Annotated in this window: 21 protein-coding genes; 18 read left to right on the top strand and 3 right to left on the bottom strand. The window is 57.2% G+C overall.

Features of this window, described 5'->3' with window-relative positions; all coding sequences use genetic code 11:
* Nucleotides 1-3 precede the first annotated feature (3 nt).
* Both HNQ38_RS13300 and HNQ38_RS13295 read right to left on the bottom strand, forming a co-directional pair.
* Nucleotides 4-1,422 (bottom strand): isochorismate synthase, encoded by a 1,419-nt coding sequence (locus HNQ38_RS13300; protein ID WP_183722122.1) that lies wholly within the window; start codon nucleotides 1,420-1,422, stop codon nucleotides 4-6.
* Entirely contained in the window at nucleotides 1,415-1,738 is a 324-nt protein-coding gene (locus HNQ38_RS13295) for an isochorismate lyase (protein ID WP_183722119.1), read from the bottom strand. Before HNQ38_RS13295 ends, HNQ38_RS13300 begins: the two co-directional genes overlap by 8 nt.
* A 363-nt stretch (nucleotides 1,739-2,101) precedes the next feature.
* Between HNQ38_RS13295 and HNQ38_RS13290 the strand changes: the two genes are divergently transcribed.
* From HNQ38_RS13290 to HNQ38_RS13260, 7 genes are all read left to right on the top strand, one after another.
* Complete coding sequence (locus HNQ38_RS13290; protein ID WP_246388162.1) at nucleotides 2,102-2,365, top strand: metal-sensing transcriptional repressor; 264 nt, start codon at nucleotides 2,102-2,104, stop codon at nucleotides 2,363-2,365.
* A 113-nt stretch (nucleotides 2,366-2,478) separates the two neighbouring features.
* Entirely contained in the window at nucleotides 2,479-4,362 is a 1,884-nt protein-coding gene (locus tag HNQ38_RS13285) for a heavy metal translocating P-type ATPase (RefSeq protein ID WP_183722101.1), read from the top strand.
* Nucleotides 4,363-4,663: 301 nt separating this feature from the next.
* Nucleotides 4,664-5,353, top strand: coding sequence for a MotA/TolQ/ExbB proton channel family protein (locus HNQ38_RS13280; protein ID WP_183722099.1), 690 nt, complete (start codon nucleotides 4,664-4,666; stop codon nucleotides 5,351-5,353).
* A gap of 2 nt (nucleotides 5,354-5,355) precedes the next feature.
* Complete coding sequence (gene tolR, locus HNQ38_RS13275; protein WP_183722096.1) at nucleotides 5,356-5,823, top strand: protein TolR; 468 nt, start codon at nucleotides 5,356-5,358, stop codon at nucleotides 5,821-5,823.
* Entirely contained in the window at nucleotides 5,820-6,497 is a 678-nt protein-coding gene (locus HNQ38_RS13270) for an energy transducer TonB (RefSeq protein WP_183722093.1), read from the top strand. Before tolR ends, HNQ38_RS13270 begins: the two co-directional genes overlap by 4 nt.
* Before the next feature lie 403 nt (nucleotides 6,498-6,900).
* Nucleotides 6,901-9,093, top strand: a complete 2,193-nt coding sequence (gene ppk1, locus HNQ38_RS13265; RefSeq protein WP_221277907.1) for a polyphosphate kinase 1 — start codon at nucleotides 6,901-6,903, stop codon at nucleotides 9,091-9,093.
* Nucleotide 9,094: 1 nt separating this feature from the next.
* Nucleotides 9,095-10,030, top strand: coding sequence for a Ppx/GppA phosphatase family protein (locus HNQ38_RS13260; RefSeq protein ID WP_183722090.1), 936 nt, complete (start codon nucleotides 9,095-9,097; stop codon nucleotides 10,028-10,030).
* Between the two features lie 249 nt (nucleotides 10,031-10,279).
* On the opposite strand, the gene HNQ38_RS13255 is transcribed toward HNQ38_RS13260, so the two are convergent.
* Nucleotides 10,280-10,642, bottom strand: coding sequence for a winged helix-turn-helix transcriptional regulator (locus tag HNQ38_RS13255; protein WP_183722087.1), 363 nt, complete (start codon nucleotides 10,640-10,642; stop codon nucleotides 10,280-10,282).
* Nucleotides 10,643-10,816: 174 nt separating this feature from the next.
* Between HNQ38_RS13255 and HNQ38_RS13250 the strand changes: the two genes are divergently transcribed.
* The 11 genes from HNQ38_RS13250 (at nucleotide 10,817) to HNQ38_RS13200 (ending at nucleotide 26,755) form a co-directional block, all read left to right on the top strand.
* The gene (locus HNQ38_RS13250; RefSeq protein ID WP_183722084.1) at nucleotides 10,817-11,359 is read left to right on the top strand and encodes an NAD(P)H-dependent oxidoreductase; all 543 of its coding nucleotides are present in this window, start codon (nucleotides 10,817-10,819) and stop codon (nucleotides 11,357-11,359) included.
* Nucleotides 11,360-11,904: 545 nt separating this feature from the next.
* Nucleotides 11,905-12,318, top strand: a complete 414-nt coding sequence (locus HNQ38_RS13245; protein ID WP_183722081.1) for a cytochrome c maturation protein CcmE — start codon at nucleotides 11,905-11,907, stop codon at nucleotides 12,316-12,318.
* Between the two features lie 353 nt (nucleotides 12,319-12,671).
* Nucleotides 12,672-14,636: a heme lyase CcmF/NrfE family subunit gene (locus tag HNQ38_RS13240; protein ID WP_183722077.1), complete on the top strand. Its 1,965-nt coding sequence runs from the start codon at nucleotides 12,672-12,674 to the stop codon at nucleotides 14,634-14,636.
* A gap of 18 nt (nucleotides 14,637-14,654) precedes the next feature.
* Entirely contained in the window at nucleotides 14,655-15,458 is an 804-nt protein-coding gene (locus tag HNQ38_RS13235) for an ABC transporter ATP-binding protein (RefSeq protein WP_183722074.1), read from the top strand.
* The gene (locus tag HNQ38_RS13230) at nucleotides 15,446-16,123 is read left to right on the top strand and encodes a heme exporter protein CcmB (RefSeq protein ID WP_183722071.1); all 678 of its coding nucleotides are present in this window, start codon (nucleotides 15,446-15,448) and stop codon (nucleotides 16,121-16,123) included. The genes HNQ38_RS13235 and HNQ38_RS13230 overlap by 13 nt, the downstream gene beginning before the upstream one ends.
* Entirely contained in the window at nucleotides 16,123-16,815 is a 693-nt protein-coding gene (locus HNQ38_RS13225) for a cytochrome c biogenesis protein (protein WP_183722068.1), read from the top strand. The genes HNQ38_RS13230 and HNQ38_RS13225 overlap by 1 nt, the downstream gene beginning before the upstream one ends.
* Nucleotides 16,816-16,893: 78 nt before the next feature.
* A complete protein-coding gene (locus HNQ38_RS13220; RefSeq protein WP_183722052.1) occupies nucleotides 16,894-17,031 on the top strand; it encodes a CcmD family protein in 138 nt (45 codons plus the stop codon).
* Nucleotides 17,024-17,704: a tetratricopeptide repeat protein gene (locus HNQ38_RS13215; RefSeq protein WP_183722050.1), complete on the top strand. Its 681-nt coding sequence runs from the start codon at nucleotides 17,024-17,026 to the stop codon at nucleotides 17,702-17,704. The genes HNQ38_RS13220 and HNQ38_RS13215 overlap by 8 nt, the downstream gene beginning before the upstream one ends.
* 632 nt (nucleotides 17,705-18,336) lie before the next feature.
* Nucleotides 18,337-19,116 carry a tetratricopeptide repeat protein gene (locus tag HNQ38_RS13210; RefSeq protein WP_183722047.1) on the top strand — a complete coding sequence of 260 codons (780 nt, stop codon included), beginning with the start codon at nucleotides 18,337-18,339 and terminating at the stop codon, nucleotides 19,114-19,116.
* Between the two features lie 97 nt (nucleotides 19,117-19,213).
* Nucleotides 19,214-24,835: a 7TM-DISM domain-containing protein gene (locus HNQ38_RS13205; RefSeq protein ID WP_183722044.1), complete on the top strand. Its 5,622-nt coding sequence runs from the start codon at nucleotides 19,214-19,216 to the stop codon at nucleotides 24,833-24,835.
* 501 nt (nucleotides 24,836-25,336) lie between these two features.
* A complete protein-coding gene (locus HNQ38_RS13200) occupies nucleotides 25,337-26,755 on the top strand; it encodes a phospholipase D-like domain-containing protein (RefSeq protein ID WP_183722041.1) in 1,419 nt (472 codons plus the stop codon).
* Nucleotides 26,756-26,975 lie beyond the last annotated feature (220 nt).

The following is a 26,975-nucleotide window of genomic DNA, read 5'->3' as shown; positions in this document are numbered from 1 at the left end:
GCTTTAGTGGGTTGTCTGACCGCCAGCCTTTGCGCTGCTGCGAGCGGGGCACAAACCGTCGAGCATTGTTGAAAACTTGAGCCGCGTTTCCTGATATTCCTTGACCGGGTCTGAGCCCGCCACAAGTCCGCAGCCAGCGAAAAGCACAGCGGTCTGCCTGTGGATCACGCCCGAGCGCAGGGCCACCATAAATTCTCCGTTGCCGTCGGCATCAAGCCAGCCAACGGGCCCGGCGTACCATCCCCGGTCAACGCCTTCGTGCTCACGCAAAAAAGCCAACGCGGATTCTGTGGGAACCCCGCCAACAGCGGGTGTGGGGTGCAGACGCGCAACAACGTCAAGGAGGCTCTTGCGGGGAAGAATATCCCCCGAAAAATGCGTGACAAGATGCTGCACCTTGCGCAATTTGTGCAAGGATGGCGCAGAGTCTGCCACAATTTTTCTGCAATACGGTTTTAAGGCCCGCAGCATGGCCTGCACCACAAAATCGTGCTCAATCTGATCTTTATCAGAATCCAGAAGGGCCTGCCCCAATAAGGCATCCTGCTCCAAGTTTTCACTGCGGGGAGCACTTCCGGCCAGAGCCATCGTCTGAAATGATCCTGCACTGGCGGTTATGAGTATCTCCGGCGTGGCTCCCACAAAGTAGGCTCCACGACGGCCAAACGCGAAAACGGCGGCCTTGGAGTTCTCTGCCCGCAGCCGTCTGACAATATTCGGCACAGTGAACGGAGCTGTGGACGTGGCCTGTATGGCACGAGCGGCAACAATCTTTCTTGCAGAACCTCGTGAAATGGCGTTCATAGCGCCATTAACGAGGCCGTGCCATTGAGTTTTTGCTTCTTCGGGATCAAAAATGGAAACATGCCCTTCCTGTTCAGGAGAAGTCATCTTCTCGTCATCCGCCCGCCTGCTAAAGGTAGAAAGTATGGCTTGAAGGCGTGCAGCGGCATCCGCGCCAGGTGGAACGTGATCCGCCGCAACAATATGGCAGCTGTCTGCCCCATCTTGAAAAATGGTCAACCGGGGGATCACCAGCACACCGTCAGTAAACCCCAGCCATATGGAAGACGCCGGGCAAGCGGCATCAAACCGGAAACCGCCAAGAGCAACTGGAGCCGCATCGCCCACCACCACGGCATTTTCCATAAGGGTATGCCATTCCGCAGAAACGGCCGTAAACCTGTCTGCGCCATGCCCTGTGCATTCAAGGGCCACCCCAAGCCCGAGCAGTGATTTTTTCTTCAGGCCAAGCCACAAGCTTGCGTCCATTTGCGGGGAATAGCGTGCAAAAAGAGAGAGCATATCCACAGTGGGCACAGAAACGCCCGCAACGGCAAGCACTGGACGTCCTTTTTGCGATGCGCTTCGGCAGGCGCCCTGAATGGCAAAGCGCAAGGGGGAGTGTATTGCTTCAACCATGACTGGCGCCTTTGACCTGGCCGCGCGTTTTTTGCCAGTGCTCAATCTGCGTTGCAATATACCAGCTGGTTATCTGTTCAAATAAGTTCTCAATGAAGTCTTCAGAAAGGCCTGCTTCCCTGGCCCAGACTCGCCGATCCGCCAGCATGGCCTTCACACGCTCTGGAGCGGGAATATCTTCTTCACTTTTCTTAAACTGTGCCGCTGCAAGAACATAGGCAAGGCGATGGCCGAGAAGCTTGATAATTTCACTGTCCAGGCGGTCAATTTCACAACGAATATCCCCAAGATTGCAGCATTCATCAGGTAGTTTCATGCGTTGCCTCTTTTATGTGTCATGAGTGTCAAAATCAGCGCAGCAGGTGGCCCTGTAGCTTCAATACGCCACTCCTCTGTCTTTTGAGCCGTCAAACTGTACCGCGGCAACGGACACCTTCTTCTCCAATGACACGCATAAGGAAGAGCTGAACATCCGGGGCCTGACGCTTACGGCCTGATTAAATATGAAAATGAATTTCATTTTATGAACATAAAGGGTGCAACATTTCCTGTCAATAACCTTTGAAAATTGGGAAGATACCTCGCTGTTGCAAAATGAGGTATTTGTTGTACCTATTGACGCTATACCCCACAGGGGTATAGCGTTCGTAAAAGTGAGGGTGGAAGCATGAGAGACTGTATGGACGTCGACGCTGTTACCAAGCGGCTTCGGCGTATTGAAGGCCAGATCAAAGGCATCATAAAGATGGTCGAGAATGACAAGCCGTGTGAAGACGTTCTTATCCAGATAGGCGCGGTCAAGTCTGCTTTGCATAAAACAGGGCAGGTCGTGCTTGAGGGCCATATGCAGCACTGTGTTCTGGACGGCGTCAAAAATGGAAACGAGGCCGAAGTATTGAAGCGGCTGACATCAGCCATTGAGCAGTTTTCAAGAATTGTCTGACTTACCAATATATGTGGTGCTGCCACATATATTTTTTCTCCTACCTCACATACCCCATAGGGGTACATGGTATATAAAAAAGCTATTTTTACCGCAAAAAAGGAAACGCACGCATGCTTAAAACTCTCTTCTATACCCTGTCCGGGCTACGCATGACTGTACTGGGGGGCGTTTTTCTGGCCGCCAGCCTTGTGATCCTGCTGGGGGACATTTATGTGCCGCTAGACCCGGCCTGGGTTACGATTTTCATTTGCGGGTTTCCTTTAGTCTATCTCGCTCTGTACCGCGTCTTTTTTGAACGCCGTATTACATCCGCTCTGCTTATCTCCATAGCCATGTTTGCGTGCATTTATATTGGTGAACTTTTTGCCGCCGGAGAGGTCGCGTTCATTATGGCTATCGGCGCCATTTTGGAAGAAAGAACCGTAGAGAAGGCCAAAAAAGGCATAAAGGAATTAATCAGCCTCATGCCCCTACAGGGCCGTAGGCTTACGATACACGGCGAAACCATGCGTGAAGAAATGGTTGCCGTTGAGCAAATCCGCTGCGGTGATCTGTTGCGGGTTTTGCCGGGTGAAACTGTGCCAGTGGACGGAACTATCCGCGCTGGCAACACATCCATAGACCAGTCAGCCATGACCGGAGAGTTTCTGCCAGTAGATAAAACTGAGGGAGACGACGTCTTCAGTGGAACAATCAACCGGTTCGGGGCAATTGATATTGAAGCCATCAAGACCGGCGAAGACTCTTCTTTGCAGAAACTTGTCAGCATGGTGCAAGAGGCAGAAAACAGCAAAGCGCCCATGCAGCGCATTGTGGACAAATGGGCCGCATGGCTTGTTCCCATAGCGATGATTATTGCCGTTGGCGCATACGCCATCACAAGCGATATCGTACGGGCTGTTACCGTTCTTGTGGTTTTTTGCCCCTGCGCTCTGGCGCTGGCGACGCCCACGTCCATCATGGCCGCCATTGGTCAGGCCACCAAACAGGGGGTTTTGATTAAATCCGGTGAAGCTCTGGAAAATATGGGCAAGGTTGACCGCATAGCTTTTGACAAAACAGGAACACTTACCCACGGCACACTGGCTGTCAGCGATATCATTTCCTTTTTGCCTGAAAAAACGCCGCACGGCCTGCTGCACTTTGCAGCTTCGATGGAGGCGCTGTCAGAGCATCCGCTTGGCAAGGCCATTGTGGCTCATGCCAAAGAAAAGAGTGTTCCTCTGTCAAAGGCAGACGGCTTTATCATGACACCCGGCAAGGGCATCAGCGCCAGTGTTGACGGCACTGACGCGCTCATCGGGAACATCGGCTACTTGCAGGACAACGGTGTGCATGTGGATGAAAAAACCGCTGCCGTCTTGAAAGACCTGCGTATGCAGGGCAAGGCCGTAATTTTGATAGCCCTTGAAGGCGTCTGCGCGGGAACAGTGGCGTTTTCAGACACTCTCCGGGCTAGTGCGCAAGATATGGTAAATAAACTGCATGATATGGGAACAGGTGTTGTGCTTTTGACTGGCGACCATCAACAAACTGCCAGTTATTTTTCGAAACAGGCCGGAATTGACCTTGTCTATTCTGACTTGCTTCCTGCGCAGAAGGTCGAGCATATCAAACTATTGCAGCAGCAAGGCCATGTTGTGTGCATGATTGGCGATGGCGTAAATGACGCCCCGGCATTGAAAATCGCTGATGTTGGTGTGGCAATGGGCTCTATGGGCAGCGATATTGCCATTGACGCAGCCGACATCGCGCTGATGGGCGACGACATCGCAAAAATCCCCTACTTGAAGCGCCTCTCTGATGCCACTGTCAATACCATCAAATTCAATATTACCCTGTCGATGGCAATAAATTTTGTCGCCATCAGCATGTCGGTCATGGGACTGCTCAACCCCATAACAGGAGCCCTGGTACACAACGCTGGTTCCGTTCTCGTTGTGCTCAATGCCGCCCGCCTGTACGAGCGAAAGTTGATCGCCGACGTTGCGTAGCTGCACCAGTACTTAAAAAATATGCCGTCGTCACGCTATGGAACAAAGTAAGAAATGACACTGCTCAATAATCTTGACGTGATGACAAGAACAAATTAAAATAGAAATTAAATTTCTATTTCATAATAGTCAGATTAAGCTATGTTCTCACACGCAATTTATGCGTCAAAAGCAACAATGTTAGATGCGTATAAAATTAACGTGAGAACATACACAGTTCGGACTCAATCAATTCGGCAGGTTATTGAGCTTAATCAGGCAGCGCTGTTTTAATTTCAAAATTTGAGCAAGGGGGAAAAGAGTGAATTCCATGATTGAGGCCGTATTGCAGGCTACACTTATTTCAAAATGTGTATTGGTGCTGCTGTTGTTTATGTCTGTGGCCAGTTGGGCCTATATGTGCGGCAAATGGTTCACGTTGCGCGCTGCTCAGAGCCGAACCCAAGAGGGGCTGGTGGCCTTTGACGATGCCGCGAATCTGAGTCAGGCCCTGCCCGTGATGGAGGCTGACAGGCAGTCACCCCTGTACGGTATCACCCGCCGCGCAGTACGTGAATATAACCGCCTCACACGCACGGGCGATACCGACAGACTGCTCAACGACAACGTACGCCGTGCCCTGCACTTTGCCATTGCCGAAGAAGTGGCGCGGCTCAAATCATCGCTGGCGCTGCTGGCCACCGCAGCCAATACGGCTCCCTTCATCGGCCTGTTCGGCACCGTGTGGGGGATCATGCATTCCTTTACAGCCATAGCCCAAATGAAAAGCGTTTCGCTGGCAACAGTGGCCCCCGGCATCGCCGAGGCGCTTATTGCCACGGCGGTCGGCCTGTTTGTGGCCATACCCGCAGTGTGCGGTTACAACATCTTCCGTGCAAAGCTGACATATATTGAGGGCGTGTGCATCAACTACGCCGGGCAATTGCTCAATCGGCTTCAGCACGAAGCGCCAGGATACAGCAAGGGCATCAGCTTTGCCGAGGAGCGCTGATTATGGCCGCATCCACAGACGACGATTTTGTTGCCGATATCAACGTGACCCCCTTCGTGGACGTCATGCTGGTGCTGCTGATTATCTTTATGGTCACGGCCCCGATGATGACCGAAGGGCTTGATGTAGCCCTGCCCAAGGTGGAGACTTCAGAGGTTTTACCTACCGAAGATGACCACATCATCCTCACCATCAAGTCCAATGGGGCGCTTTACCTCGACGAGTATGAAACCGGGCTGGCCGACCTGCCCGAAGTGCTCACCACGCGCGTAAAGAACGCCGGGCGGCAGCTTTTTGTGCGCGCAGACAAAGACGTTCCGTACGGCATGGTCATGCACGTTATGGATCGCGTGCGCGGTGCGGGCGTCAGCGACGTGGGCCTTGTGACCACATCCTTGCCCGACGACGCCTCCGGCGCGGAAACCAGCGGGGCAGCGGCTTCCGGCAGCAAAAAGGACAATCTGCAATGAAGGTGGGCGCTCGTGGCATGACCCTCTTCTTTTCCCTGAGCATGCACTTTCTGCTGCTGGGCGGCTTTGTGTTTATTGCCAGGGAAGCCCCAAACAACGCGGAAAGAGTGTACCGCGTGGCCCTTGCCGAGTTTGCCCCGGTTCCCGCTCTGACGCCTCCCCCGCCAGCGGCGGTTGAGCCGCCAGCACCGCCCCCGCCGCCGGAACCCAAAAAGCCAGAAGTGCAGCCACAAAAACTGGAAGCACCAAAGCCGGACGTAAAAAAGATCAGCCCAAAAAAAAGCGACAAGCCCGTACCCAAGGAGCAGGCAGCCACTCCGCCTCCGCCCCCGCCGCCGTCTGCTCCCGCTGGCCCCCAGCCGCGCACAGTAGGCGGCCTCAGCGCCTATGAGAGCGATACGCTGGACCAGCGGCCGAGCATTACCCGGCGTGTTGAGCCTGAATACCCCACCAAGGCCCGGCGTATGAATGTGCAGGGTTCCGTCAAGGTGCGCCTTGTGGTGGATTCATCCGGCCAGCCCCGTAACTGTGAGGTTATCAGCGCCACGCCGGACGGCTATTTTGAAGAGGCTGCCCTCAATGCCGCAAGAAATATGCGTTTTGCGCCCGGCAAGCTCAAGGGGCAACCAGTAAACACGCTGGTCGTGCTGCCCTTCGCGTTCAAGTTACGCTAACACCATTGAATATATGCCGCAGCTGTCTTGCCACTGGCAGTGCCGCAGAAATCTCGCCACAGAACAGAAAGCCCGCAAACGCGGGCTTTCCTGTTTTGGCTTGTGCTCAATAAGCGTACGATTAGCGCATGGTAACTTTGAAAAACTAATGCGCCTACTACCCGTGACTACTCATTACCCCGCACCGCATGCTTGTCTCATCACCTGCATTTCACAGATCTTTTACGCAAAGACTGCAAGCACGCATGTGGATTTTTGCAGTTAACGGCCCACACTGCCGCTACAGATATTCCATCGCGCAAAAATCAAAATCACGCTCTGTTCCTTTTGTCACATGATCTTCACATAGAAATAGTACATGCACAGGCAACCATAACATATCGCGGAGCCTGGAGCTTTGACCATGAAAGACAGTGCCAAGATGAATAACAGGGAATTGAGCTGGTTGTGCTTTAACGAGCGCATACTTCAAGAAGCTCGCGATGCGTCCAATCCCCTCGTGCAGCGGCTGCGCTTTCTTGGAATTTTCTCCAGCAATCAGGACGAATTCATCAAGGTGCGTGTCGCTTCGCTGGCGCGTCTTTCACGCAGCCGTGACCCCAAAAAAATCGTGCTTATGGGTGGCCTCAGCCCGCAGGAAGCCCTGCAACGCGTCAACAGCAAGGTGGGCAAAGCGCAGACCGCCTTTCGCGAAACGTATGAGAGCATCCTTGCCGCCATGCAGGAGCAGGGCATTCGCGTGCGCAATGAAACCCAGCTCACGCCCGGGCAGGAAAAATTCTGCCGCGACTATTTCGCCCAGGTCATCAATCCGCAGCTGGTTCCCCTCATGCTCAACAAGAGCGCCAATCTGCCTTTTTTGCAAGACAGCCACATTTACCACGCCGTTAAAATGCAGCCAGCCAGCGGCACAAAAAACCGCTATGCCATCATACGCATTCCGGTCAGCGCCGAGTGCCCGCGCTTTGTGGAAATGCCCTCTACCGCCGGATGCAGCGACATCATCTTTGTGGACGACATCATCCGCCTTTGCCTCAACGATATTTTTTTCATGTTCAACTACGCTGCCATTTCGGCATACACCTTCAAGGTCATGCGCGATGCCGAACTGACGCTTGACGACGACGTGTCCAAAAGCCTCATCGAAAAGATGGAAGAAGGGCTGGAGCACAGACTGCGTGGACGCCCCGTGCGCCTCATCTACGATCAGGCCATGCCGCAGGATCTGCTGAACCTGCTGGCCTCCAAACTCAGCCTCAAGAGCGGCGAACTTGATCCCGGCGCGCGCTATCATATGATGCGCAGCCTCATGAATTTTCCCCGCGTACGGCCCGACCTTGAAAACCGCGTCATGCCGCCGCTGGAACACCCTGACATCAAACCCTTTTCGAGCATCCTCAAGGTGGTGAAGAAAAAGGATATCTTGCTGCACTTTCCCTACCACACCTTCAATCATGTGGTGGATTTTCTTGGCGAGGCAGCCATTGACCCCAAGGTTACAGACATTTCCATAAGCCTCTACCGCACGGCAGACCATTCACGCGTTATCAACGCGCTGGTCAACGCGGCCCAGAACGGCAAAAAGGTTACGGTATTTGTGGAACTGATGGCCCGCTTTGACGAAGAGCGCAACGTCAAGACCATAGATGTCCTGCATCAGGCGGGGGTGCGTATCATCCACGGGCTCAGGGACCTCAAGGTGCACTGCAAGCTGGTGCTGGTAGAACGCACAGAAGGCCGCAAAAAAACAGGCTACGTATACATAGGTACGGGCAATTTTAATGAAGACACGGCCCGCCTTTACAGCGATGTTGGCCTGCTGAGCGCCAACCAGAACTTTGCCGAAGACGCGCGCAGCATCTTCAATTTTCTTGGGGCCTCGCACAAACCTATGACCAGCAAGGAGCTGGTGGTGGCTCCGCACAATATGCGCAGCGTTTTTTCACGGCTTATCGAAGCGGAAATAAAGAACGCCCGGGCGGGCAAGCCAGCCTACATCTATGTCAAGCTCAACAGCCTGACCGACGAGAGCATGATTAATCTGCTTTACAGGGCAGGCAAGGCCGGAGTGGAGGTACGCCTTATCGTGCGCGGCGCGTGCTGTCTCAAACCCCAGCAGCCGGGCCTGAGCGACAACATCTGGGCCATCAGCATTGTGGACAAGTTTCTGGAGCACGCGCGGATCATCATCTTCTGCAACAATGACGAGGAAAAAGTCTTTATTTCCAGTGCAGACTGGATGCCCAGGAATCTCGACAGACGGCTTGAAGTGGCCGCCCCCGTATACTGCCCGCAACTGGCCCAGACCCTCAGGGATATTTTTGCCATCCAGTGGTCAGACAACATCAAGGCCCGCGTGCTTACCGACACCTGTGCCAACAGCTACCATGCGGGGCTTGCGTCCATTCCCTGCCGGTCGCAGATCATGCTGCACGACTATTACCGGCACAAGGCCCATTTGCACAGCGGCGGCAAACCCGCACCGCAGGCTGTTGCCTCTTCCCTGAAAGAACGCCTGGCACCTTCCGCCGCTACCGTTACGGCAGCCCAGGCAACCAGAACCACGGCCCCGGCCTCGGCCTCGTGCGGAGAATAGGATGAAACTGCAAACCGTCGCCGCTATGGATGTGGGTTCCAATGCCATCCGCTGTCTTATCAGTGATGTCACAGGGCTGAGCCCGGATAAATCCGTCAAAAAAAACGCCTACCTGCGTATTCCTGTGCGGCTTGGGGCCGATGTTTTCACCAGTGGCCGCATTTCGGATGCCAGACAGCACATGTTTATGGAGGCCATGACGGCCTTTGTGCACCTTATGCGGGCCTATGACGTGGACCACTACCGCATCTGCGCCACCAGCGCCATGCGCGACGCCGCCAACGGGCCGGAACTTATCAACAGCGTGGGGCGGGCCACCGGGCTGGAAATTTCCATTATATCCGGTGTTGAAGAGGCAGAAATTCTTTTTGAGGCCAATGTCTTTTCCGGCTGGGTTGATTCGGACGAAACCGCGCTTTACGTGGATGTGGGCGGCGGCAGCACCGAGATCATCGCCGTCAGAAACAACACCCTGCTGGAGGCTCAGTCCTTTCAGGTGGGCACCCTGCGCATGCTGGCCAAGGTTGTGGCGCCAGAAGAGTGGCTGCGCCTTGACGCCCATCTGGCGCGCATGGCCGAAATCTACAGGCCACGCCAGATCATTGCCTCGGGCGGCAACATCAACAAGGCCGCGAAGCTTCTGGATAAAAAAGAAGGCAAAGCCACCAGCCGCGCCGAATTGCAGGCCCTGTATGAAGACCTGCGCAGCCTGCCCTATGCCGAGCGCATGGCCCGGTACCGCCTCAACGAATACAGGGCAGACGTCATTGTGCCAGCTCTGGAGATATTCCTTACCGTGGCGGCCAGATCCGGCGCGGGCAGATTCGTTATTCCCAAGGTGGGGCTGGTAGACGGCATCATCAGGCACATGTGCTTTCACGGCGGGGCAGATCAGTCCCGGCGGCCCCCGGCCCCTTCTTTTCGGGATATTCCCTAAGGGTTCAGCAGGCTGCGTCAAAGGGCCTTTCTCTTACCCTTGGGGCAAATGCTCTCCGGTTAGAGCATTTCAACTTTGAAATGCCAAGGTGGCTGCGTGAGCAGACGCCCGCCATGAAGGCCGCCATAATGAGCGTGTATTAAACTTTGAGAATACGTATTTTCAAAGTTAATCTGCTCTAGAGGTAGCCCCTATCGTCTGGAAAAACCATCAGCGTTACACGGCAACGCGACAATAACACGGGTCGGATCATGCCTTTACGGGCTGATCCGGCCTGTTTTTTTCGCCCCAGTAGCACATGGCATCCAGCACAGGGATAAGCGAAAGCCCGCGTTCCGTCAGCGAGTATTCCACCTTGGGCGGCACCTGGGGGTACTCGCGGCGCAGCACAAGGCCGTCTCCTTCAAGTTCCTTGAGCATAACGCTCAAAGTCTTGAACGAAATGCCGCCAATGGCCCGCTTCAGTTCATTGTGCCGCAACACCTTTTTCCCGGCCAGCCAGTAGAGAATCGTCATTTTGTACTTTCCGCCAATAAGGGAAAGCGTATAGCCGAATCCCGTATCCTTTACGTTGACGCCCGTGAGGCAACAAAGCTGCGTATCTTCTTCCATCCACACTTTCCTAAAAGTTAGTATATGTTATAAATGTGCATACTTTACAAAAATACCTACAGGCATACAACTCTCTATGGTGTGGCTGCGCTTTATGGAAGCACCCGCCGGGGAAGCGGCCATCCCGAAATTGAAACACATGCGCTCTTATAAGCAGCGCGGGGAGAATGCCTCATGAAAACCCTTGTCATACTTTCACACCCAAGTTTTGAAAAATCGGTAATCAACAAAACCTGGGGCCAGGAACTGAAAAAACATACCGATCAGTTCACGGTGCGCCATCTTGAAGCAATCTACCCCAACAGCGCCATTGATGCCGCTGCCGAGCAGGCCCTTGTGGAGCAACACGGCAAACTGGTGCTGCAATTTCCCCTGTACTGGTTCAATTGCCCGCCCATGATGAAAAAATGGCTTGATGAGGTTCTCACCTACGGATGGGCCTATGGTTCCCAGGGAAAAAAACTGCAAGGCCGTAAAATCGCTCTGGCCGTAAGCGCTGGCGTTGACGCCAATGACTACTCTTCCACTGGCAGATACCACTATACCCTGACAGAAATTCTACGGCCCTTTGAACTGAGCTTTTCCTACTGCCATGCCGACTACCGCTCATTTTTCGCCTTTTACGGCACAGAACAGGCGGAAAAAGAAGGTACGGAATACCTGCCCCGCGTCGCCCAGAACGCTAAAGACTATGTGACCTTTATCAAAAACATGTAGGCCAGCGACGCAGGGCAGCCCTTTAAACACGGGCTGCCCCGTCGGCCATAAACCCGGCAGCACCGACGGCAAACCGTCTTTTTTTGCAGGAAACGCCCGCCCATTTCCTGCAAGCGAACAAAAACAGCCTGCCAAGTGACAAAAATGACGCCAACACCCGGCCACGCAAAAAAAGTTTTTGCCTGCCGTAATCCCCTCAAACTGTCATGCAGGCGACTGACGCGCCCATTTTTTGCGCGTATATATTTTCGTGCCGCTGCGGAATTTATTTAAGTAATTAATCACTTGCCTAGTTCTAAGATGGGAATTCCCGTACCCTGTCCTCTGTGTCTGAATCACAAAATCCGCGCCGCTGCCCGCCTGGCCCTTCTAACAATAATTATTCTCACCTTGTCAGAGAGTTGGAAATGGTCTAGGTTGTTTCCCGTACAGACGCGCATATGGGCCCACCACGTCACGGGCTATGATTCACTTGCGGGGTACGCCTGCCACGGCGTGTTTTCCGATTGGTGACAAACCGCGCATACCGAAGAAATGAGGTACTCATGGCCCGCAAAAAAAACACCGGCATCTATATAGTAGCCCTGCTGCTTTTTCTTGGCGGCGTCGGCTATCTGACCTATTCGGGCTTTTCGGAAAACAGCGTTTACTTTCTGAACGTTTCTGAAGCCAGAGCCGCTACCCCTGAAAAATTGACCTCTGCCCGGCTTTTCGGGACCGTTGCGCCTGAAGGCATTGAAAAAACTTCGGCAGGGACGGGTGTAAATTTTCTGCTTGAAGACAAGGACAATGCCAGCCAGACCATAGCCGTGCGCTACAGCGGCACCGTGCCCGACACCTTCAAGGCTGGCGCGGAAGTTATCGTTGAAGGCGGCATGGACGCCCAGGGCAGTTTTGTGGCCAAAACGCTCATGACCAAGTGCCCGTCCAAGTACGAAAAAGAAAATCGGCAAAGCTGACGCCGGATTGCGAGACAGATTTACAACGCTCTCTCTGGCGCTTAACAGCGCAAAGAAATGGCAGCGCTGTCTCACGCAGAGCCTGTGCGAGACAACTGAAACTGCGCTTGCGCCGCAATGGCGGGCAACTGCTGCGGCGATGGCAGCGATGCCTTGCCATTAGCTACATATTTCAAAGTAAAAATGCCCCAGATGATGCAATGGCCTTGATGGCGAAAGCATCGCTGTGAACTTGGTCTGACAGACCCCTGGCCCGGCGCATTGCCGGACATTTTGCGCATGGGGGCAGCCCTTCCGCATAAGGCGGCGCGCGGCCCCGCACCACGGCCTCAAGGCCTTGTAAAAGGAGTCCCATGTACGTTTTTGCCTTTGCTCTCCTTCTGTTGGCCCTGCTCACATCTTTGGGCGGCGGCGGCCTGGCCCTGCTGCAATTGTGGCAAGGACGCGAAGACTCCCTGCGAATTGTCGAAAAAGCCCATGTAGTCATCAGCGGCGCACTGCTGCTTTCTTCCGCCATTCTGCTGCACGCCCTGTTCTGGTACGATTTTCAGGTGCAGTATGTGGCCAGCTATACCGACCGCATTCTTCCGGTCTTTTACCGCCTGACCGCATTCTGGGCCGGGCAGCCCGGCTCCATGCTGTTCTGGGCGCTGGCCGTGGGCGTCAGCGGCTCGCTTTTCGCATGTACGCGCGCCTATAAGAACCTGAGTGGTTCCACGCGCCTGTGGTACTGGACATTTTTCTACTCCATCATGGGCTTCTTTGCCCTTATCCTTACCAGCTGGAGCAATCCCTTTATTCTGCAAAGCCCCGCCCCGGCGGACGGCAACGGTCTGAACCCCCTGCTGCAGAACCCCGGCATGATTTTTCATCCGCCCCTGCTCTTTCTGGGCTACGGCGGCTTTACCATTCCCGCATGTCTGGCGCTGGCCCAGGCCCTTTCGGGTCAGGCGTCCACTGAAGGCGCGTGGTACCGCATTTCGCGCCCGGTCATCATTCTCGCATGGCTGTTCCTGACCTCGGGCATCGTGCTTGGCGCGTGGTGGGCCTATATGGAACTTGGCTGGGGCGGTTACTGGGCATGGGACCCGGTGGAAAACGCCTCTCTCATCCCCTGGCTCATCGGTTCCGCAGCACTGCACACCCTGATTATTGAAGACCGCCGTAACAAGCTTGGCCGCGTCAACGTGGCCATGATGGCCCTGACCACGGTTTCTGCCTTTTTTGCCACCTATCTTGTGCGCAGCGGCGTTATTGACTCTGTGCACGCCTTTGGCGACGGCGGTGTGGGCACGCCCCTCACGTGGTTCATCATTGCTGGCCTTGTTATCTCCCTCTGGGTGCCCCTTATAGCTCCCAAGCAGGGCCGCCCCCTGGCTGGTCTGGACAGCCGCGAGGGCTTCCTGACGCTGGTGGCCTGGGTGCTGCTGGCTCTGGCGGCCATCATTCTTGTGGCCACAATGTGGCCCGTTATCAGCAAACTTTGGGCTTCTGCCCCGCGCGGGCTTGATGCCAACTTCTATAACCGCGTCTGTCTGCCCCTGGGCGCGCTGCTCATGCTCATGATGGCGGCCTGCCCCTGGCTCGGCTGGGGCGGCGGTTTGCGTAACAAAAACGCCTTCTTTGCCGTGGTGGCCGTCTTTGTGGCCAGCGGCGCGGCCATCTGGTTTATGGGCTTCCGCCAGCCCACTGCCCTGCTTGGCGCGGCCTCTGCCATCGCCATTCTCACAGGTATACTCTTTCAACTGGCCGACAAATCCGTGCGCAGGCAGCCCAACAGCCTTGGTGCTCTTGGCGCGCACCTCGGCATGGCCCTCATGGCTCTGGGCATCGCCTTTTCCGGCCCGTACAAGCAGGAAAGCGACTTGCACTTTACCGTGGGGCAGTCCCAGAAACTGGCTGGCTACACCGCAACGCTGCTGGAACTGAATGAAGGCACCCGTCCCGGTTACGATTATATTGCCGCACGCGTTCGTATTACCGACAAAGACGGCAAAGACCTTGGTATTGTGGCTCCCGAACGCCGCTTGTACGAAAAATTCGGCAGCATGCAGTTCTCTGAAGTTGACGTGATTCCCAGCTTTGGCAACGAAATATACGCGTCGCTGCTTGGTCTGGACGAAGATTCGCACGTTGTGGTCAAGCTCAGTGTGGAACCGCTGGTCAACTGGTTGTGGATTGGCGGCACCATCATGAGCATCGTACCCCTGATCGGGCTGCGCCGCCGCAAGCAGGCCAGCGCCGCCGAGGCCGCAGAACTGGCCGAAGACGATGATGACGATGAAGCCGGAGCCAACCGCAGGAACGGAGCGGCCTAGCCCGCCGGAGAGCCGCCAGTGCTGGAACTTGTGCGTGTTGCCAAGACCTACGGGGTCAAGGTCATCTTCAAGGATGTGAGCTGTGCCTTTGCGCCCGCCAGCGTGACCATGCTGGTTGGGGGCAACGGCGCGGGCAAAAGCACGCTCATGCGTATTATGGCGGGGCTTTCACGCCCCAGCGCTGGCGAATCACGATTGGCTGAAAACGCCCGCGTGGGCTACCTCGGTCACTCCACGTTTCTGTATCCCGGCCTCACGGCGCTGGAAAACCTCAACTTCTGGCGCTCTGCCTGCGGGCTTGCGTATTCCAGCCAGGGTCTCATGGCCGCTCTTGAGCGTGTGGGGCTTGAAGCCCACGCGCATGAACGCGCCGGAGTGTTCTCGCGTGGTATGGCGCAGCGCCTGAATCTGGCTCGCGTGCTCATGCAGGCACCCAACCTGTTGTTGCTGGACGAACCGGGCACAGGGCTAGACGCCAGCTCTTTGGCTCTGCTTCGCCGTGAAGTGCTTGATGCCCGTGCTCGTGACGCCTGCGTCATACTTATCAGTCATGATCTGGCAGGCGACGCGCCACTGGCCGACCGCCTGCTGGCTCTGGAAGGCCGCAAACTGGCCTACGACGGCTCTCCATCAGGGTACCTGCCCGGTACGGCAGTTGTGTCCAATGTCACGGCTGCAAGCAACGCCGAGGCTGAAACCAGTGACGCAGTTGCAGGCAGCACGTCAGGTGCCCCTCAAGGCCCTGAAAACAATGACGGCTGTATACAGAATTCTGGACAAAACGGCGAAGCCCCGCAGGGAGGCCCACAGTGCTGCGCCTGACCCTGGCTATGGCCCGCAAGGACCTTTCCCTGACGCTGGCGCGCGGCAGCGGTCTGGTGCAGGCATTGCTGCTCGGCCTGCTGCTGCTCTTTGTTTTCAGCCTGTCTCAGGGCGTGGGCGAACGCATGACGCCGCAAAGCGCAGCTGCAGTGTTCTGGCTCAGCTCCGCCTTCTGTCAGGTGCTGATTTTCAATCAGCTTTACGCTCTTGAGGAAGCCAATAACGCCCGCCTGGGGCTGCTGCTCTGCCCCGCGCCCATTCAGGCCGTCTGGCTTGGCAAGGGTTGCGCGGGACTGGTTTTGCTGCTGCTGGCGCAAGTCATATTTCTTCCCGCAGGCGTGGTTTTTCTTGGTCAGGAGTTGAGCGGCCCGCTGCCGCAGGCGCTGGCTGCGCTGGCGCTTACTGATGTGGGCATGTGCGCTATGGGCTCGCTGCTGGGCGCTCTGGCCCAAGGGCAGGCTGCACGCGAATCGCTGCTGAGTATTGTGCTTTTTCCTCTGCTGACCCCTCTTTTGCTGGCGGGCATAAGCGTTGGGGCGCAAGCCCTTGGCGCGCCCAGTGCCGATGGCCCCGGCGTGTGGCTTGGCGTGGCCGCAGCTTTTGACGCCGTATTTCTTGGAGCCGGGCTTCTGCTGTTCGGCCATATCTACGCAGGAGACGAATAATGCCAAAGTTTTCGCCGCTGCCGCAGTTGCTGGCCCTCACGGGCGGCCTGGCCTTTGCCGCCTGCCAGTGGCTCATTTATGCCTATGCTCCAGTTGAGCAGACTTTGGGCCTGCCGCAGAAAATTTTCTACATCCACCTGCCCCTGGCCTGGTGGACGCTCATAAGTTTTTTTGTCGTCTTTCTGGGCTCCGTGGCCTACTTGTGGCGGCGCAATCCCGGTGCCGACCGTTTGTGTGCCGCAGCCGCCGAAGTGGGCGTGCTTTTGAGCGCGCTGGCGCTCGTCACGGGCATGCTGTGGGCGCGGCGCTCGTGGGGCGTCTGGTGGACGTGGGACCCGCGCCTGACCACTACCCTCATCATGTGGTTTATCTATGCGGGCTATCTGGTACTGCGCGGGCTTGACCTGCCGCCGCTGCGCCGCAACGTGGTGTGCGCCGTGGTTGGCATTGTGGCCTTTCTTGACGTGCCGCTGGTCTTTTTATCCGCACGCATATGGCGCTCCATCCATCCGGCTGTCTTTGGCAGCAAGGGCGGCGGGCTGGAGCCGGAAATGCGCCTCACGGTAATAGCCTGCGTAATATCCTTCGGTTTTTTGTGGGCCGGGCTGGTCTGGATGCGCAAACGCCAGCTTGATCTGGCTGCCCGCCTTGATACGCTGCAACAGAACAGGCTGATGCAAGAAGGACTGTAACCGCACCGCACGGCCTAAAATCTCGCGTGCTCCCCACTGGTGCGAACGGACGCGAGGCGGGCTTGCTACGGAGGACATATGGACACCCTGACCTGGATCATCATGGCCAACGCCGCCGTATGGATTGGCCTTGGCGCTTACCTGGCCTTTATGGGGGCGCGCCAGCGCGCTCTTGCCGCACGCCTTGCCCAATGGGAGATTATTAATCATGACTGACAGCCCCAAGCGCACAACTTCTTCGCGCGCGCTTATCATTGTACTGGCTCTGGGCCTTGTAATCATGCTGGCCGCTTCGCTCAAGGAACGTTTTGAAAAGCCTTCGCTTACCGAACAGCGGCGGCCCGGTCCGGCGGCTCAGGCTGGCGGGCAGGACGACGATGCCCAGCAGATAGGCAAGCTCATGCGTCAGGTGGCGGAAAATCCCAACGACAGCACCGCCATGATCCATCTGGTTGAACACCTTGTAAGCGCGCAGAACTGGGATGCGGCTGAAACCTTTGCCCAGCGTGCCGTGACGCTTGATACTGGCAACTCCAAGCCTCTCTACCTGCTTGGCGTCATCATGCACAATCAGGGACGCAACAAGGAAGCCGCCGAAGCGCTTGAAAAAGTGCTTGTCATCAAGGACGAGGCTTCCGTTCGTTACAGTCTTGGCGTGCTGTACATCTATTTTCTTGAAAATCCGGCCAAGGGTGTGGAACACCTGAGCGCTGGCCTCAATGATCCCAAGGCCGCTGAAGAGCTTAAAAAGGCCATGGTGCAGGAACTGGAGAAGGCGCAGCAGCCGCAACAGAACGCCAAATCTGAAGCAGAACAGAGCGCCAAGCCTGAAAACAAAAGCGCTGACAAGGCCGCAAAAGCCAAGGCTCCCGCCGGAAATGCAAAATAAGTTGGCGTCTGCCTGCTTCATCCGGGTTGGCCCGGACGGAACACCCAGGCATTGAACCAGAATGAGCAACTTTCCGGCCATGCCCGACAAAGGGGCAGGATGCAGGCCATAAATACGGGCAAGCCCGCAGCGCTTACACAAGCTGCGGGCTTGCCTCTTTTTTTTACTGGTTGTACCTTTTACAGCAAATATTGCGGCCCCGAGACCGCAACAATCATAGCAAGCGGGGAAAATACCGCCAGCATTGAAGGCGCATCGGCGAACGCGCGCTTTTGTCCGTGTTGTGTACGTTCATGCAAGAATACACAAACGGCGGTGTAAATAGCGCCCGCCATAGAGGCATACGCGCAGCAGCAGCCGCTGTCCGACTATGTATTGGCACGGGCAAACGCCATAACAGGCGTGCCGAAAATTTTGAGAATACACATTCTCAATGTAATCTGCTCCAACGCAGCGCACGCGTACAGCTGGCGCTCAAAAGCAAGCAAGGCCCGCAATGTGCTTCGCGGCAAGAGTTTGTGTCCAGATTCTTGCGGGCATTACAAAAGTGAAACGCTTTAAAACGCCGCATCGGCGTATGCAACGCTGCGGGAACCTACAACCCCGGCGCGAAAATACACCAAGAGGACTTCATGGCCCGTCGTAAAAGCAAAAATTCTCCCGGCTCGGAACAAGGGCAAAAGCCTTCTTCCACCACGTCCAGCAGTGTGGCTCCCGGCACCCAGCCAGTGTCACAGCCAGCTTCCAAGGCTTCCGTCAGGCACGACCAGCCTGAGGCAGCCCCGGCTGGCACCGTGCGCAAAGGCACATATATCATGAGCGTGGCCGTGGCCCTGGTGCTCGGCCTGTATGTGGGCAGCCTGATTCCATCCATGCTGCACGATTCCTCTCCCCAGTCCATGCCGCAGCAGCAGGCGGCCGCTCCGGCTTCATCCGCGCAGGCTCCTGAAAATGCGCGCCCCGCTCCGCAAGCAGGAATGCCGCAAGTTACGCCCGAACTGTCGGCGCGCATAGGTGAACTGGAAAAAGCCGTGCTGGATAATCCCCGCGACGCTTCACGCTGGATCAGCCTGGGCAATCTCTATTTTGACACCGGGCAGCCCCAAAAGGCCATATCCGCCTACGAGCGCTCTTTGTCCATTGAACCCGGCAACGCGCACGTGCTCACCGACCTTGGCATCATGCAGCGCGAACTTGGCCAGTTCGACAAGGCCGTGGCCAGCTTCCGCAAAGCTTCGTCACTACAGCCCGACCTTGAAAACGCCATGTTCAATGAAGGCGTTGTGCTGTACTACGACCTCAAGCGCAAGGACGAAGCCGAGGCTGCCTGGAAACGCCTTTTACAGGTGAATCCCGCCGCGCGCGCGCCGGACGGCAAGCCCGTTTCCGAACTGATGGAGCACCTGCATTAAAACTGAAGGCGCGGCTTGCTGCCGCGCCTCTGGGTTCAAAATACGCCCTTTACCGGGGCTTTGCCGCATACAGCCAGAGGATACAGGCGGAATTATCATGACATACATCCATACCGGCCCCCATTCCGGCAAAAATCACACCGAGGCTCATCAGCCCCGGCGTGGCTGCAATGCTGCTGCGCGCTTGTGCGCCACGCTGCTGTGCCTGTTTTTTCTGGCCGCACTTCCGGGCGCGCTCAGGGCTGCGCCCACAGAGGCGCTGCTTTCGCCGCCTCCCGTCAGCATTCAGAAAAGCATGGTGCCTCCCGCCCTGTCCGCTTCAAGCGCCCCCTTGCTGCCCCGGCTTCAGTATTTCATTGACCAGACAGGCACTATGGACGTGGAAGAAGTGGCAACCCCGGCCAATGCCAGCGCCTTTCAGCCGCTGAACATGAAAACCCTGCCGCGCGCCGTGGGCATCATGTGGCTGCGCTTTACGCTTGCCCCGCTGCCCCAGGGCGCAAAAGCGGGAACCATGCTGCTTGATATGGGGGCCAGCGTGCCCGACGGCCCTGTTCTTTACGAACCGCACGTCAATCCTCTTACTGATAGTGTAGAATGGAGAGAGATTGTTCCAACCCAGCGTGACGTGCTTCTGCTGCCCGAGGCCACCAGCGAACCGCTGACCTGCTATATTCGCCTCGACGGCGTGCCCGGCCTGTGGTTTGAACCCATGCTGCGCACCCCGCAGGACGCCGCCAACAACTGGGGCAGCCTTGCGGGAACAGCGGCAATTCTGGCTATGGGCGTGGTCATGCTGCTCTGCCTTTTGCGCGGCCTTTCTGAAAAAGGCCAGTGGCGCATCTGGACAGCCCTGTATGTGGCCGCTGCCTTGGCGCAGGCCATTATGGGCATGCCCGGCTACGGTTCCGGGCATATCACCATGCTTGAGGCTGCCGCCGTGATAAGCCCCGGTGTGGCGCTTATGCTGCTGCCGCATGTGGGCCGACACCTTTTGCGCACCAAGCAGCGCTCCCGCCTGCTGGACGCGCAGTTTGTGCTGCTTTCTCTGCCGGGCGCAGCCTTGGCGCTGCTGCCCCTCATGCCGGGCTTCAGCTGGATTATTCGCTATCTGGCCTTGTGGCCCATATGCACTCTTATTTTTGTGCCAAGCGCCATCGGCGGAGCCGTTATGGGCCTTGGAGGGGCAAGACGCTTTTTGCTGGGCTGCCTGCTGCCGCCTGCCTTTGTGGTTGCCGGGGTTCTTGGTGTCGACAGCGGCTATGCCGCCAATCTTATGGCGTCCGCCCCTCTGTGGGGCACGGCCCTGAGCGCGCTTATCATCGCGGGCACCGGAGCCCCGCGCGACATGGCCCAGAACAGCGCTGACGACAAAAAACAAAAAGGCAAGAAAAAAGGCAAATCATTGCCCGGTCTGGAAGGCCTTGGCGGCCCTGGCATGTCCGATATGGCGGCCAGAGGCATAGGTGATGCCGATGCAGCCCTTATGATGGAAGACGGGGCCATTAATCTGGATCAGCCGCTGGACGACCCCAATCTGCGCCTTTTGCCGCCATCACCCACCGCCAGCAGCGGCAATGCCTGGAAGCGTGGCGCAGAAGCGCCGCTGGGCACGCCTTCGCAGTCCACACTTTCCTGGGGCGGTGACAACAGCCCCGAAGGTATGCCTGCGCAAACAAGTGCCGCGAACCGGACTGCCCCGTCAGCGTTTTCGGGCGCTGATCCCTGCCTGTGGGAAAATGCCCTGCGCGCGCCTCTTGACCGTCTTATGCGTGAAGGCGCGGCCCTGAACAACTGCTCGCTGCCTCCGGCTGTGCGGCAGTACGCTGAAAACATGCTTGAGGCTGCCACCGATCTGGCGCATGCCGTGGACAATCCCGGTAAAAGCCTGGACCACAGTGCCATTGGCGAGCCCCGCAGCGCTTTCAACCTGCAGCACATGGTGCGCGAGGCTCACGACGCCGTCAGCACCACAGCCGAAAATGCCGGCATAGGGCTGGCCTGGTATATGCCGCCCCTGCTTGGGCACATGTACGAAGGGCAGGCCCAAACCCTGCGCGAAACCCTTTGCTTGCTGCTGGAAAGTGCTGTACGCGCCACCACGCACGGGGCCGTGCACCTTTCTGTCCGGCGTGTACCGGAAAGCGCCGACCCCGGCCACCTGCTCTTTACGGTAACGGATACGGGCGCTGGCATTCCCCCGCGCAGCCGCTCTACCCTCGCCCTCACACGGGCCTGGGAACTCGCCGGAACCAACAACTGTTATCTCAATGTGGAATGCGGCCCCCACGGCACAACCATTTCCTTCACCCTGCGCCTCAAACCGCTGGAACATGAAGCCGCCGCGCCAGAACCGCGTGAAGCCCATGTGACCATTGTGGCCGACAGAGCCGTGGAGCGTCAGGATCTGGCGCACCTGACCGCCGCCCAAGGCCTGCAAAGCACAGAAGCCCGCACCATGCGCGAAGCTCTGGAGCTCAACAAGGAAGCTCCGGCCCTTCTGCTGGTGGTGCATTCGCCTATGGACGGCCCTGCTGAAACCGACGCGCTGGACCGCTTCAGAAATCAGGCGCTTGACGCGGGCCTGCCCTTTTTCAAGGCACTGGCCATCACTGCCGACGACAGCCGCTGGGACGCCCTGGCTGAGTCCGGCTATACCCACGCACTGCTGGAGCCGGTAGACCGGGCCGCTTTTGCTGTGACCCTGCGCGAAGTATTTGAAGAAGCAGGATTTTCCTTGCCTTCCCTCAATGCGCAAGACGTGCAGGAAGCCCCCGATAGCGGGGATGCCCAGGTTGATACTGAAACTGCTGAAACTGTTGATGGGCACAGTCATACTGAAGAAGCCCAAGGCAAAGCCCCCGACACGGCAGAGGCTTCTCTTTCAGAGCTGCCCGACCTTTTCGGCGCAAGTTCCCCCTGGACACCTCACGATGCAAGCAGCATGCGTCTGCCCGACCTTACGGCCCTGCCGCAGATTCTCGGCATGACCGATCAGATGCGCGAAACAACGCTGCCGTGGCCCGAGGCTTCTGATTCCGCCACTTCTGGCCCTGATTCCGCAATGGAACCGCATGAAGACGCGGACGCCCACCTTGACGCCACAGAGGCGACTATGGTTGCGGATGCCGGGGTGCTTTTGCCCCACATGGCTCCCCTGCCGGAACAGCCGGAAGATCCCAATGACCCCGATATGCCGGATCTTTCCAATCTGGAATCCCTGCAACTGCCTTTGCCGGGTATGCCCGAAAACAGCGCCGTGGGTGACGTTGCCGAAAACAATGAAGAACTCTCCGCTGACCTGAGCTTTGAATCTCTTGCCGCTTCAGAAGCCACCACCGCTGACGCTGACGCAAGCGATGCCGCAGATATGCTTGATGGTGCCGACGCGACGGATACCCTCGGCTCCACGGATTCCTCAGGTTCCCCAGATCCCACGGGTTCCACGGATAATTCCATTGACTCTGACGCTTCCAGTGAGGCCGCCGCTTCCGCTGGCCTTGAAGATGGCGACGGTCAGAACCTGATTGAAGACGACACGACGGACGCGACGCCGCAAGCCCATGCAGAGCCTGTGGAAGAGTTGGCCGCCGAGGGCACACCCAAACAGACGGAACAGCCCCAACAGGAGCACAGACAGGGCGAATTCAACAGCGTTCTGCCCGGAGCTGAATCCTTTGTGACGCCTGACAGTGCCAAGGATACTGACACTGCGCACGACGCTTCTGCACCCGACGGTTCCGAACAAAACGCCACGGCGCACGAAGCGTCTGATGCATCTGTAGACGCGGCCGACTTCATTGCCGCTGCGGGGCTGGAAGGCCCTCAGTGGGACACTGAAAGCATTTCGACACCTGAACCCCCTGCTGATGCCACTGCGCCTGAAAACACCCTTTCCGGGCCAGAACAGACCATACCGCAAGAGGATGCAACGCGGCAGCCTTCTGATATTCATTTTTCTGATGGCCAGCCTGATGCATCCACCCCTGTGGGAGATCAGGATTCTCTGGGTCAGCCCGTGCCTGTGCAAACAGGGCCAGCCCAGTCTGAGCCAGCCCAACCTGAAGTGATCCGGCCAGAGCAAAGCCAGCAGGAACCCGCCCAACCACTCGGTGCAAACATTGGCGAAGAAGCCGCCACAGAAGATGTTGTGGCCGTTGAGGGCGAATACCTGACCGAAAGTTCTGATGCGGCAGAAATGCCCGCAGAAGCGCAGCCTGAAGAGCTTTCAACAGCAGAAGCAGACCCCACCAACGCTCAACCGGCCAATGACGGAGCTGCTGAACATACCGCTTTTACAGACGCCATTTCTGGTGTGGACGCCGCGCCGGAATCCCGTGCGGACGAAACAGGTTCTCCGGCGGCAAGTCTGGCCGCTGCCATAAGCAACTCCACCGCGCATGCGGGCCAGCCCGTCATTACGATTCAGGGTAAAATTGGTGAAGCCGTACTGCGGCCAGTCAACGCGCCTGCTGCGTCTTTTGCGCCCAGCGCCCCGCAGCCGAACACCCCGCACGCAGGTGAGGACGTAAAGGCAGAACAGCCTCAGGCCCAGCCGGAAGTTCGCGCTGCGGGCACGGCAGAGACAGCCCAGGCAGCAAGCCCTGAGGAATACCCGGACCGCAATTTGCCCCAACCTGACGCAGCGCTGCACGACAGTCTGAGAGGCGATGAGTGGGTGGGTGAACCCATGCCCATCGGCACGCCGTCTTCCACAGGCGCGCGTACCGCAAGTGTCAGCGCACCTGCAACAGCCTCAGCTTCCCAAACCGCAAAAAACGCGCCGGAATCCCGCTCCTATGTGAGCCCCAGCATGTCTGGTTCCGGCGAATGGGTGGGCGAACCCATGCCCATGACCAAAAGCGCCTCCGCTGAAAGCGCTGAGCGCCCCGCTCAGGCAAGGTCGCTGGCAACGCCAAAGGCGCAGAATGCCAGCCTGCCCGGCACAGACGCTGCGACGTCAGATGCGCCTGCCAAGCCCTTGCGCGCCATCCCCTGGCCCGGTCCCAATCTTTCTGAAACAGAAGGCAAGGGAGCGGCCACTCCAACGGCTGTGCCCGCTCAGGAACCCGTGGCAACGGCCCAGAAGCCCCGGGAGTTGCCTCGCACGGCCACAGGCAGGCTCATACTGAAGCTTCTGGGCAACGTGGCTGCTTCCGAATCAGCACCCGAACCTGTTGCTCCGTCCTCTGCTCCTGCCCCGGCAGGCCTTGAAAAGCCGTCCGGTGCCCCGCGCATTGCCTCCACAAGGCAAGGAACCGACAGCGAACCCTCGTTTGTGGACTTTATCGCAGGTGCAACGCCGCCGCCCGCAGGGCAAGGCGCAGAAAACCATGCGCCTGCGGAACAGCCCTCAACGAGACGGCAGGAAGAAGCGCAGGCCCAGCCCGTGCCGCAGGCAACAGCACCAGCTATGGCGACGCCGCCAGTTCAGGAGGATAAAACCCTCATACAGCTGGTACACCGTCTGGACGTGGCAATGGAAGACGCCCAACGGGCATACAAAGGGGGCAGTTGCCACGGCGTTGGCGAAGCTGCCGGACGCATTGCCAACGATTCCGATGCATTCGGTTTCCGTGTGCTGGCGCGCATGGCCCGCTGCGTGGAACGTGCAGCCAAGGCCAACGACATGAACGCCCTGCGTGATCTCTTGCCCGAACTGTCCGTAGCTGTTGAACGCAACCGCATCGCGCTCAACCCGCGTCACCAGGGCCGATAATATGAATTTATCCAGACTCGGGCCGTCAACCGGATAACGCGGGCGGCCTGAGTCTGGCGTACATTTTCCAACCTGCAATTGCCCAGAACCGGGACAGAAAATCTTTTTTCAGCCCGGCATCTGGCCGTTCTGCCCCCTTTTGGCGTGCGTTCGGCGAATTGCAGTAATAGAACATTTCAATTTTGAAATGCTCAGGTGACTGCGTGAGCAAACGCCCGCCGTGGAGGCATAAGCGTAGCTTCAGCCGTTGCGACGCAGGCTTTAAGCGTTGTGACGAAGGAAACTACGCCAAAAGGCAGCAAGTGTAACAACCCTGTTTTCTCCATACAATCGCTGTCGCCATCCATAAGCCCTTGGGGCAACGGCCGCCGCGAAGCTACGGATGAAGACAGCACTGCTATTTATTTGCGCGATTAAGCGCCGCAATGAGCGTGTATTATTGAAAATGTGTGTTTTCAAAGTTAATCTGCTCTAGAACCAACCCCTCGCAAAGGATATGGCATGATCATAGGAGTGCTGGAAACACTGGCTTTGCTGGCCGTACACATCTTGTCATGGATTGCCGTCTGCCACGCGTTGCTGACCAAGCACGATCCCCGTGCGGCTCTGGGATGGACTGTGACGGCCCTGCTTCTGCCGCTGGTGGGTCCCCTTCTTTACGCAACCTTTGGCATCAGCCGGGCAGAGAGCCACGCCAGCCGCATAATGCGGCGTCAGGAACCGCTTGAACCAGACTATGCCCATCCGCCTTTTCCCAAAACACCGCCGGAAGGGCTGCCCGATTACATCATCAGTATGGAAAAAATTGGCCGCCACCTGACGGAGCAACATCTGTCCGTCGGCAACAGCCTCACTCCCCTGCACAATGGCGACGAAGCGTACCCGCTTATGCTCAAGGCCATTCGGGAAGCCCAAAAGCAGGTTTTTCTCTGCACTTATATTTTCAATGCTGGCAAGATCGCCACAGAGTTTGGTGAAGCCCTGACCGAAGCGGCGCAGCGCGGCGTTGACGTGCGTTTGCTGGTAGACGGCATAGGCATGCTGTACTCCTGGCGCAAACCCTGGAAAAAACTGGCAGAACACGGCGTTCATGTTGCAATGTTTTTGCCGCCGCGCCTTTTTCCGCCCAATTTCAGCATCAACCTGCGCAACCACCGCAAAATGCTTGTTTGCGACAATACCGCCTTTACGGGCGGCATGAATATTTCCGACGACAATATCGCAGCCGGAAAGACCAAGTACGTTCAGGATATGCACTTTCACTGCCAGGGGCCCATTGTCGACCAGCTACGCCGGGCCTTTCTGCTCAATTGGGGTTTCTGCACGGGCAAGTACACCCCGCTTCCTCCGGCCAGCACCTTGCCCGCTGGTGAAAGCCACTGCCGCATCATTATGGACGGCCCCGGTTCAGAAGCGGATGTGCTCAACGACATTTTCTGCGGGGTGGTCAATGCCGCCCGCCAGTCTGTTCGCATCATGACGCCCTATTTTCTGCCCTCGCACGGCCTTGTGTCGGCCCTGCGCAGCGCCGCGCAGCGTGGCGTGGACGTAAACGTGGTCCTGCCCGCCAAAAACAACCTGTTTTATGTGCACTGGGCGCAATTTCGCCTGCTGCCCACGCTGATCGAAGCTGGCGTGCGCGTATGGTATCAGCCGCCGCCCTTTGCCCACACCAAGCTGCTCACCGTGGACTATTATTACAGCCAGGTGGGTTCGGCCAACCTGGATACACGCAGTTTGCGCCTCAATTTTGAACTGAATATGGAAGTGTTTGATCCGCAGTTTTGCAAGCAGATCGCGTCACATATCGACGCGACCATAACCCAGAGCACAGAAATTACTGCTGCAGACCTGAAAAAACTGTCGCTGCCCGTCAGACTGCGTAACGCCGCCTGCTGGATTTTTTCACCCTACCTGTAGGAATCGCTGCCCGCGCTTACGCAACGGGCATTATGCCAGACAAAAACAGCCCGGAAGCTTCCGGGCTGTTTTTGTCTGGTCCAACGCTTATTTTGAAATACTGCGTCTAGAGCAGATTAACTTTGAAATGATGGGATGGCCCCGCCCGACTGAAGCGGGTATGCATAAGGTAGCCTAAAAACCTTTGCAGGAGGCCATCCCAATGAAAGCTATTACCACC

Origin of the sequence: Desulfovibrio intestinalis, from assembly GCF_014202345.1 — a bacterium.
GTDB lineage: Bacteria > Desulfobacterota > Desulfovibrionia > Desulfovibrionales > Desulfovibrionaceae > Desulfovibrio > Desulfovibrio intestinalis.
This window is presented reverse-complemented; position numbering and strand designations above follow the sequence as displayed.

Bases quoted from the DNA above. Each gene is read 5' to 3' on its own strand.
- HNQ38_RS13290 (WP_246388162.1), top strand. From the start codon at position 2,102: ATGGACGTCGACGCTGTTACCAAGCGGCTTCGGCGTATTGAAGGCCAG.
- HNQ38_RS13260 (WP_183722090.1), top strand. From the start codon at position 9,095: ATGAAACTGCAAACCGTCGCCGCTATGGATGTGGGTTCCAATGCCATC.
- HNQ38_RS13240 (WP_183722077.1), top strand. From the start codon at position 12,672: ATGTACGTTTTTGCCTTTGCTCTCCTTCTGTTGGCCCTGCTCACATCT.
- HNQ38_RS13270 (WP_183722093.1), top strand. From the start codon at position 5,820: ATGAAGGTGGGCGCTCGTGGCATGACCCTCTTCTTTTCCCTGAGCATG.
- ppk1 (WP_221277907.1), top strand. From the start codon at position 6,901: ATGAAAGACAGTGCCAAGATGAATAACAGGGAATTGAGCTGGTTGTGC.
- HNQ38_RS13255 (WP_183722087.1), bottom strand. From the start codon at position 10,642: ATGGAAGAAGATACGCAGCTTTGTTGCCTCACGGGCGTCAACGTAAAG.
- HNQ38_RS13250 (WP_183722084.1), top strand. From the start codon at position 10,817: ATGAAAACCCTTGTCATACTTTCACACCCAAGTTTTGAAAAATCGGTA.
- HNQ38_RS13220 (WP_183722052.1), top strand. From the start codon at position 16,894: ATGGACACCCTGACCTGGATCATCATGGCCAACGCCGCCGTATGGATT.
- HNQ38_RS13200 (WP_183722041.1), top strand. From the start codon at position 25,337: ATGATCATAGGAGTGCTGGAAACACTGGCTTTGCTGGCCGTACACATC.
- HNQ38_RS13245 (WP_183722081.1), top strand. From the start codon at position 11,905: ATGGCCCGCAAAAAAAACACCGGCATCTATATAGTAGCCCTGCTGCTT.
- HNQ38_RS13295 (WP_183722119.1), bottom strand. From the start codon at position 1,738: ATGAAACTACCTGATGAATGCTGCAATCTTGGGGATATTCGTTGTGAA.
- HNQ38_RS13210 (WP_183722047.1), top strand. From the start codon at position 18,337: ATGGCCCGTCGTAAAAGCAAAAATTCTCCCGGCTCGGAACAAGGGCAA.
- HNQ38_RS13285 (WP_183722101.1), top strand. From the start codon at position 2,479: ATGCTTAAAACTCTCTTCTATACCCTGTCCGGGCTACGCATGACTGTA.
- HNQ38_RS13215 (WP_183722050.1), top strand. From the start codon at position 17,024: ATGACTGACAGCCCCAAGCGCACAACTTCTTCGCGCGCGCTTATCATT.
- HNQ38_RS13300 (WP_183722122.1), bottom strand. From the start codon at position 1,422: ATGGTTGAAGCAATACACTCCCCCTTGCGCTTTGCCATTCAGGGCGCC.
- tolR (WP_183722096.1), top strand. From the start codon at position 5,356: ATGGCCGCATCCACAGACGACGATTTTGTTGCCGATATCAACGTGACC.
- HNQ38_RS13225 (WP_183722068.1), top strand. From the start codon at position 16,123: ATGCCAAAGTTTTCGCCGCTGCCGCAGTTGCTGGCCCTCACGGGCGGC.
- HNQ38_RS13205 (WP_183722044.1), top strand. From the start codon at position 19,214: ATGACATACATCCATACCGGCCCCCATTCCGGCAAAAATCACACCGAG.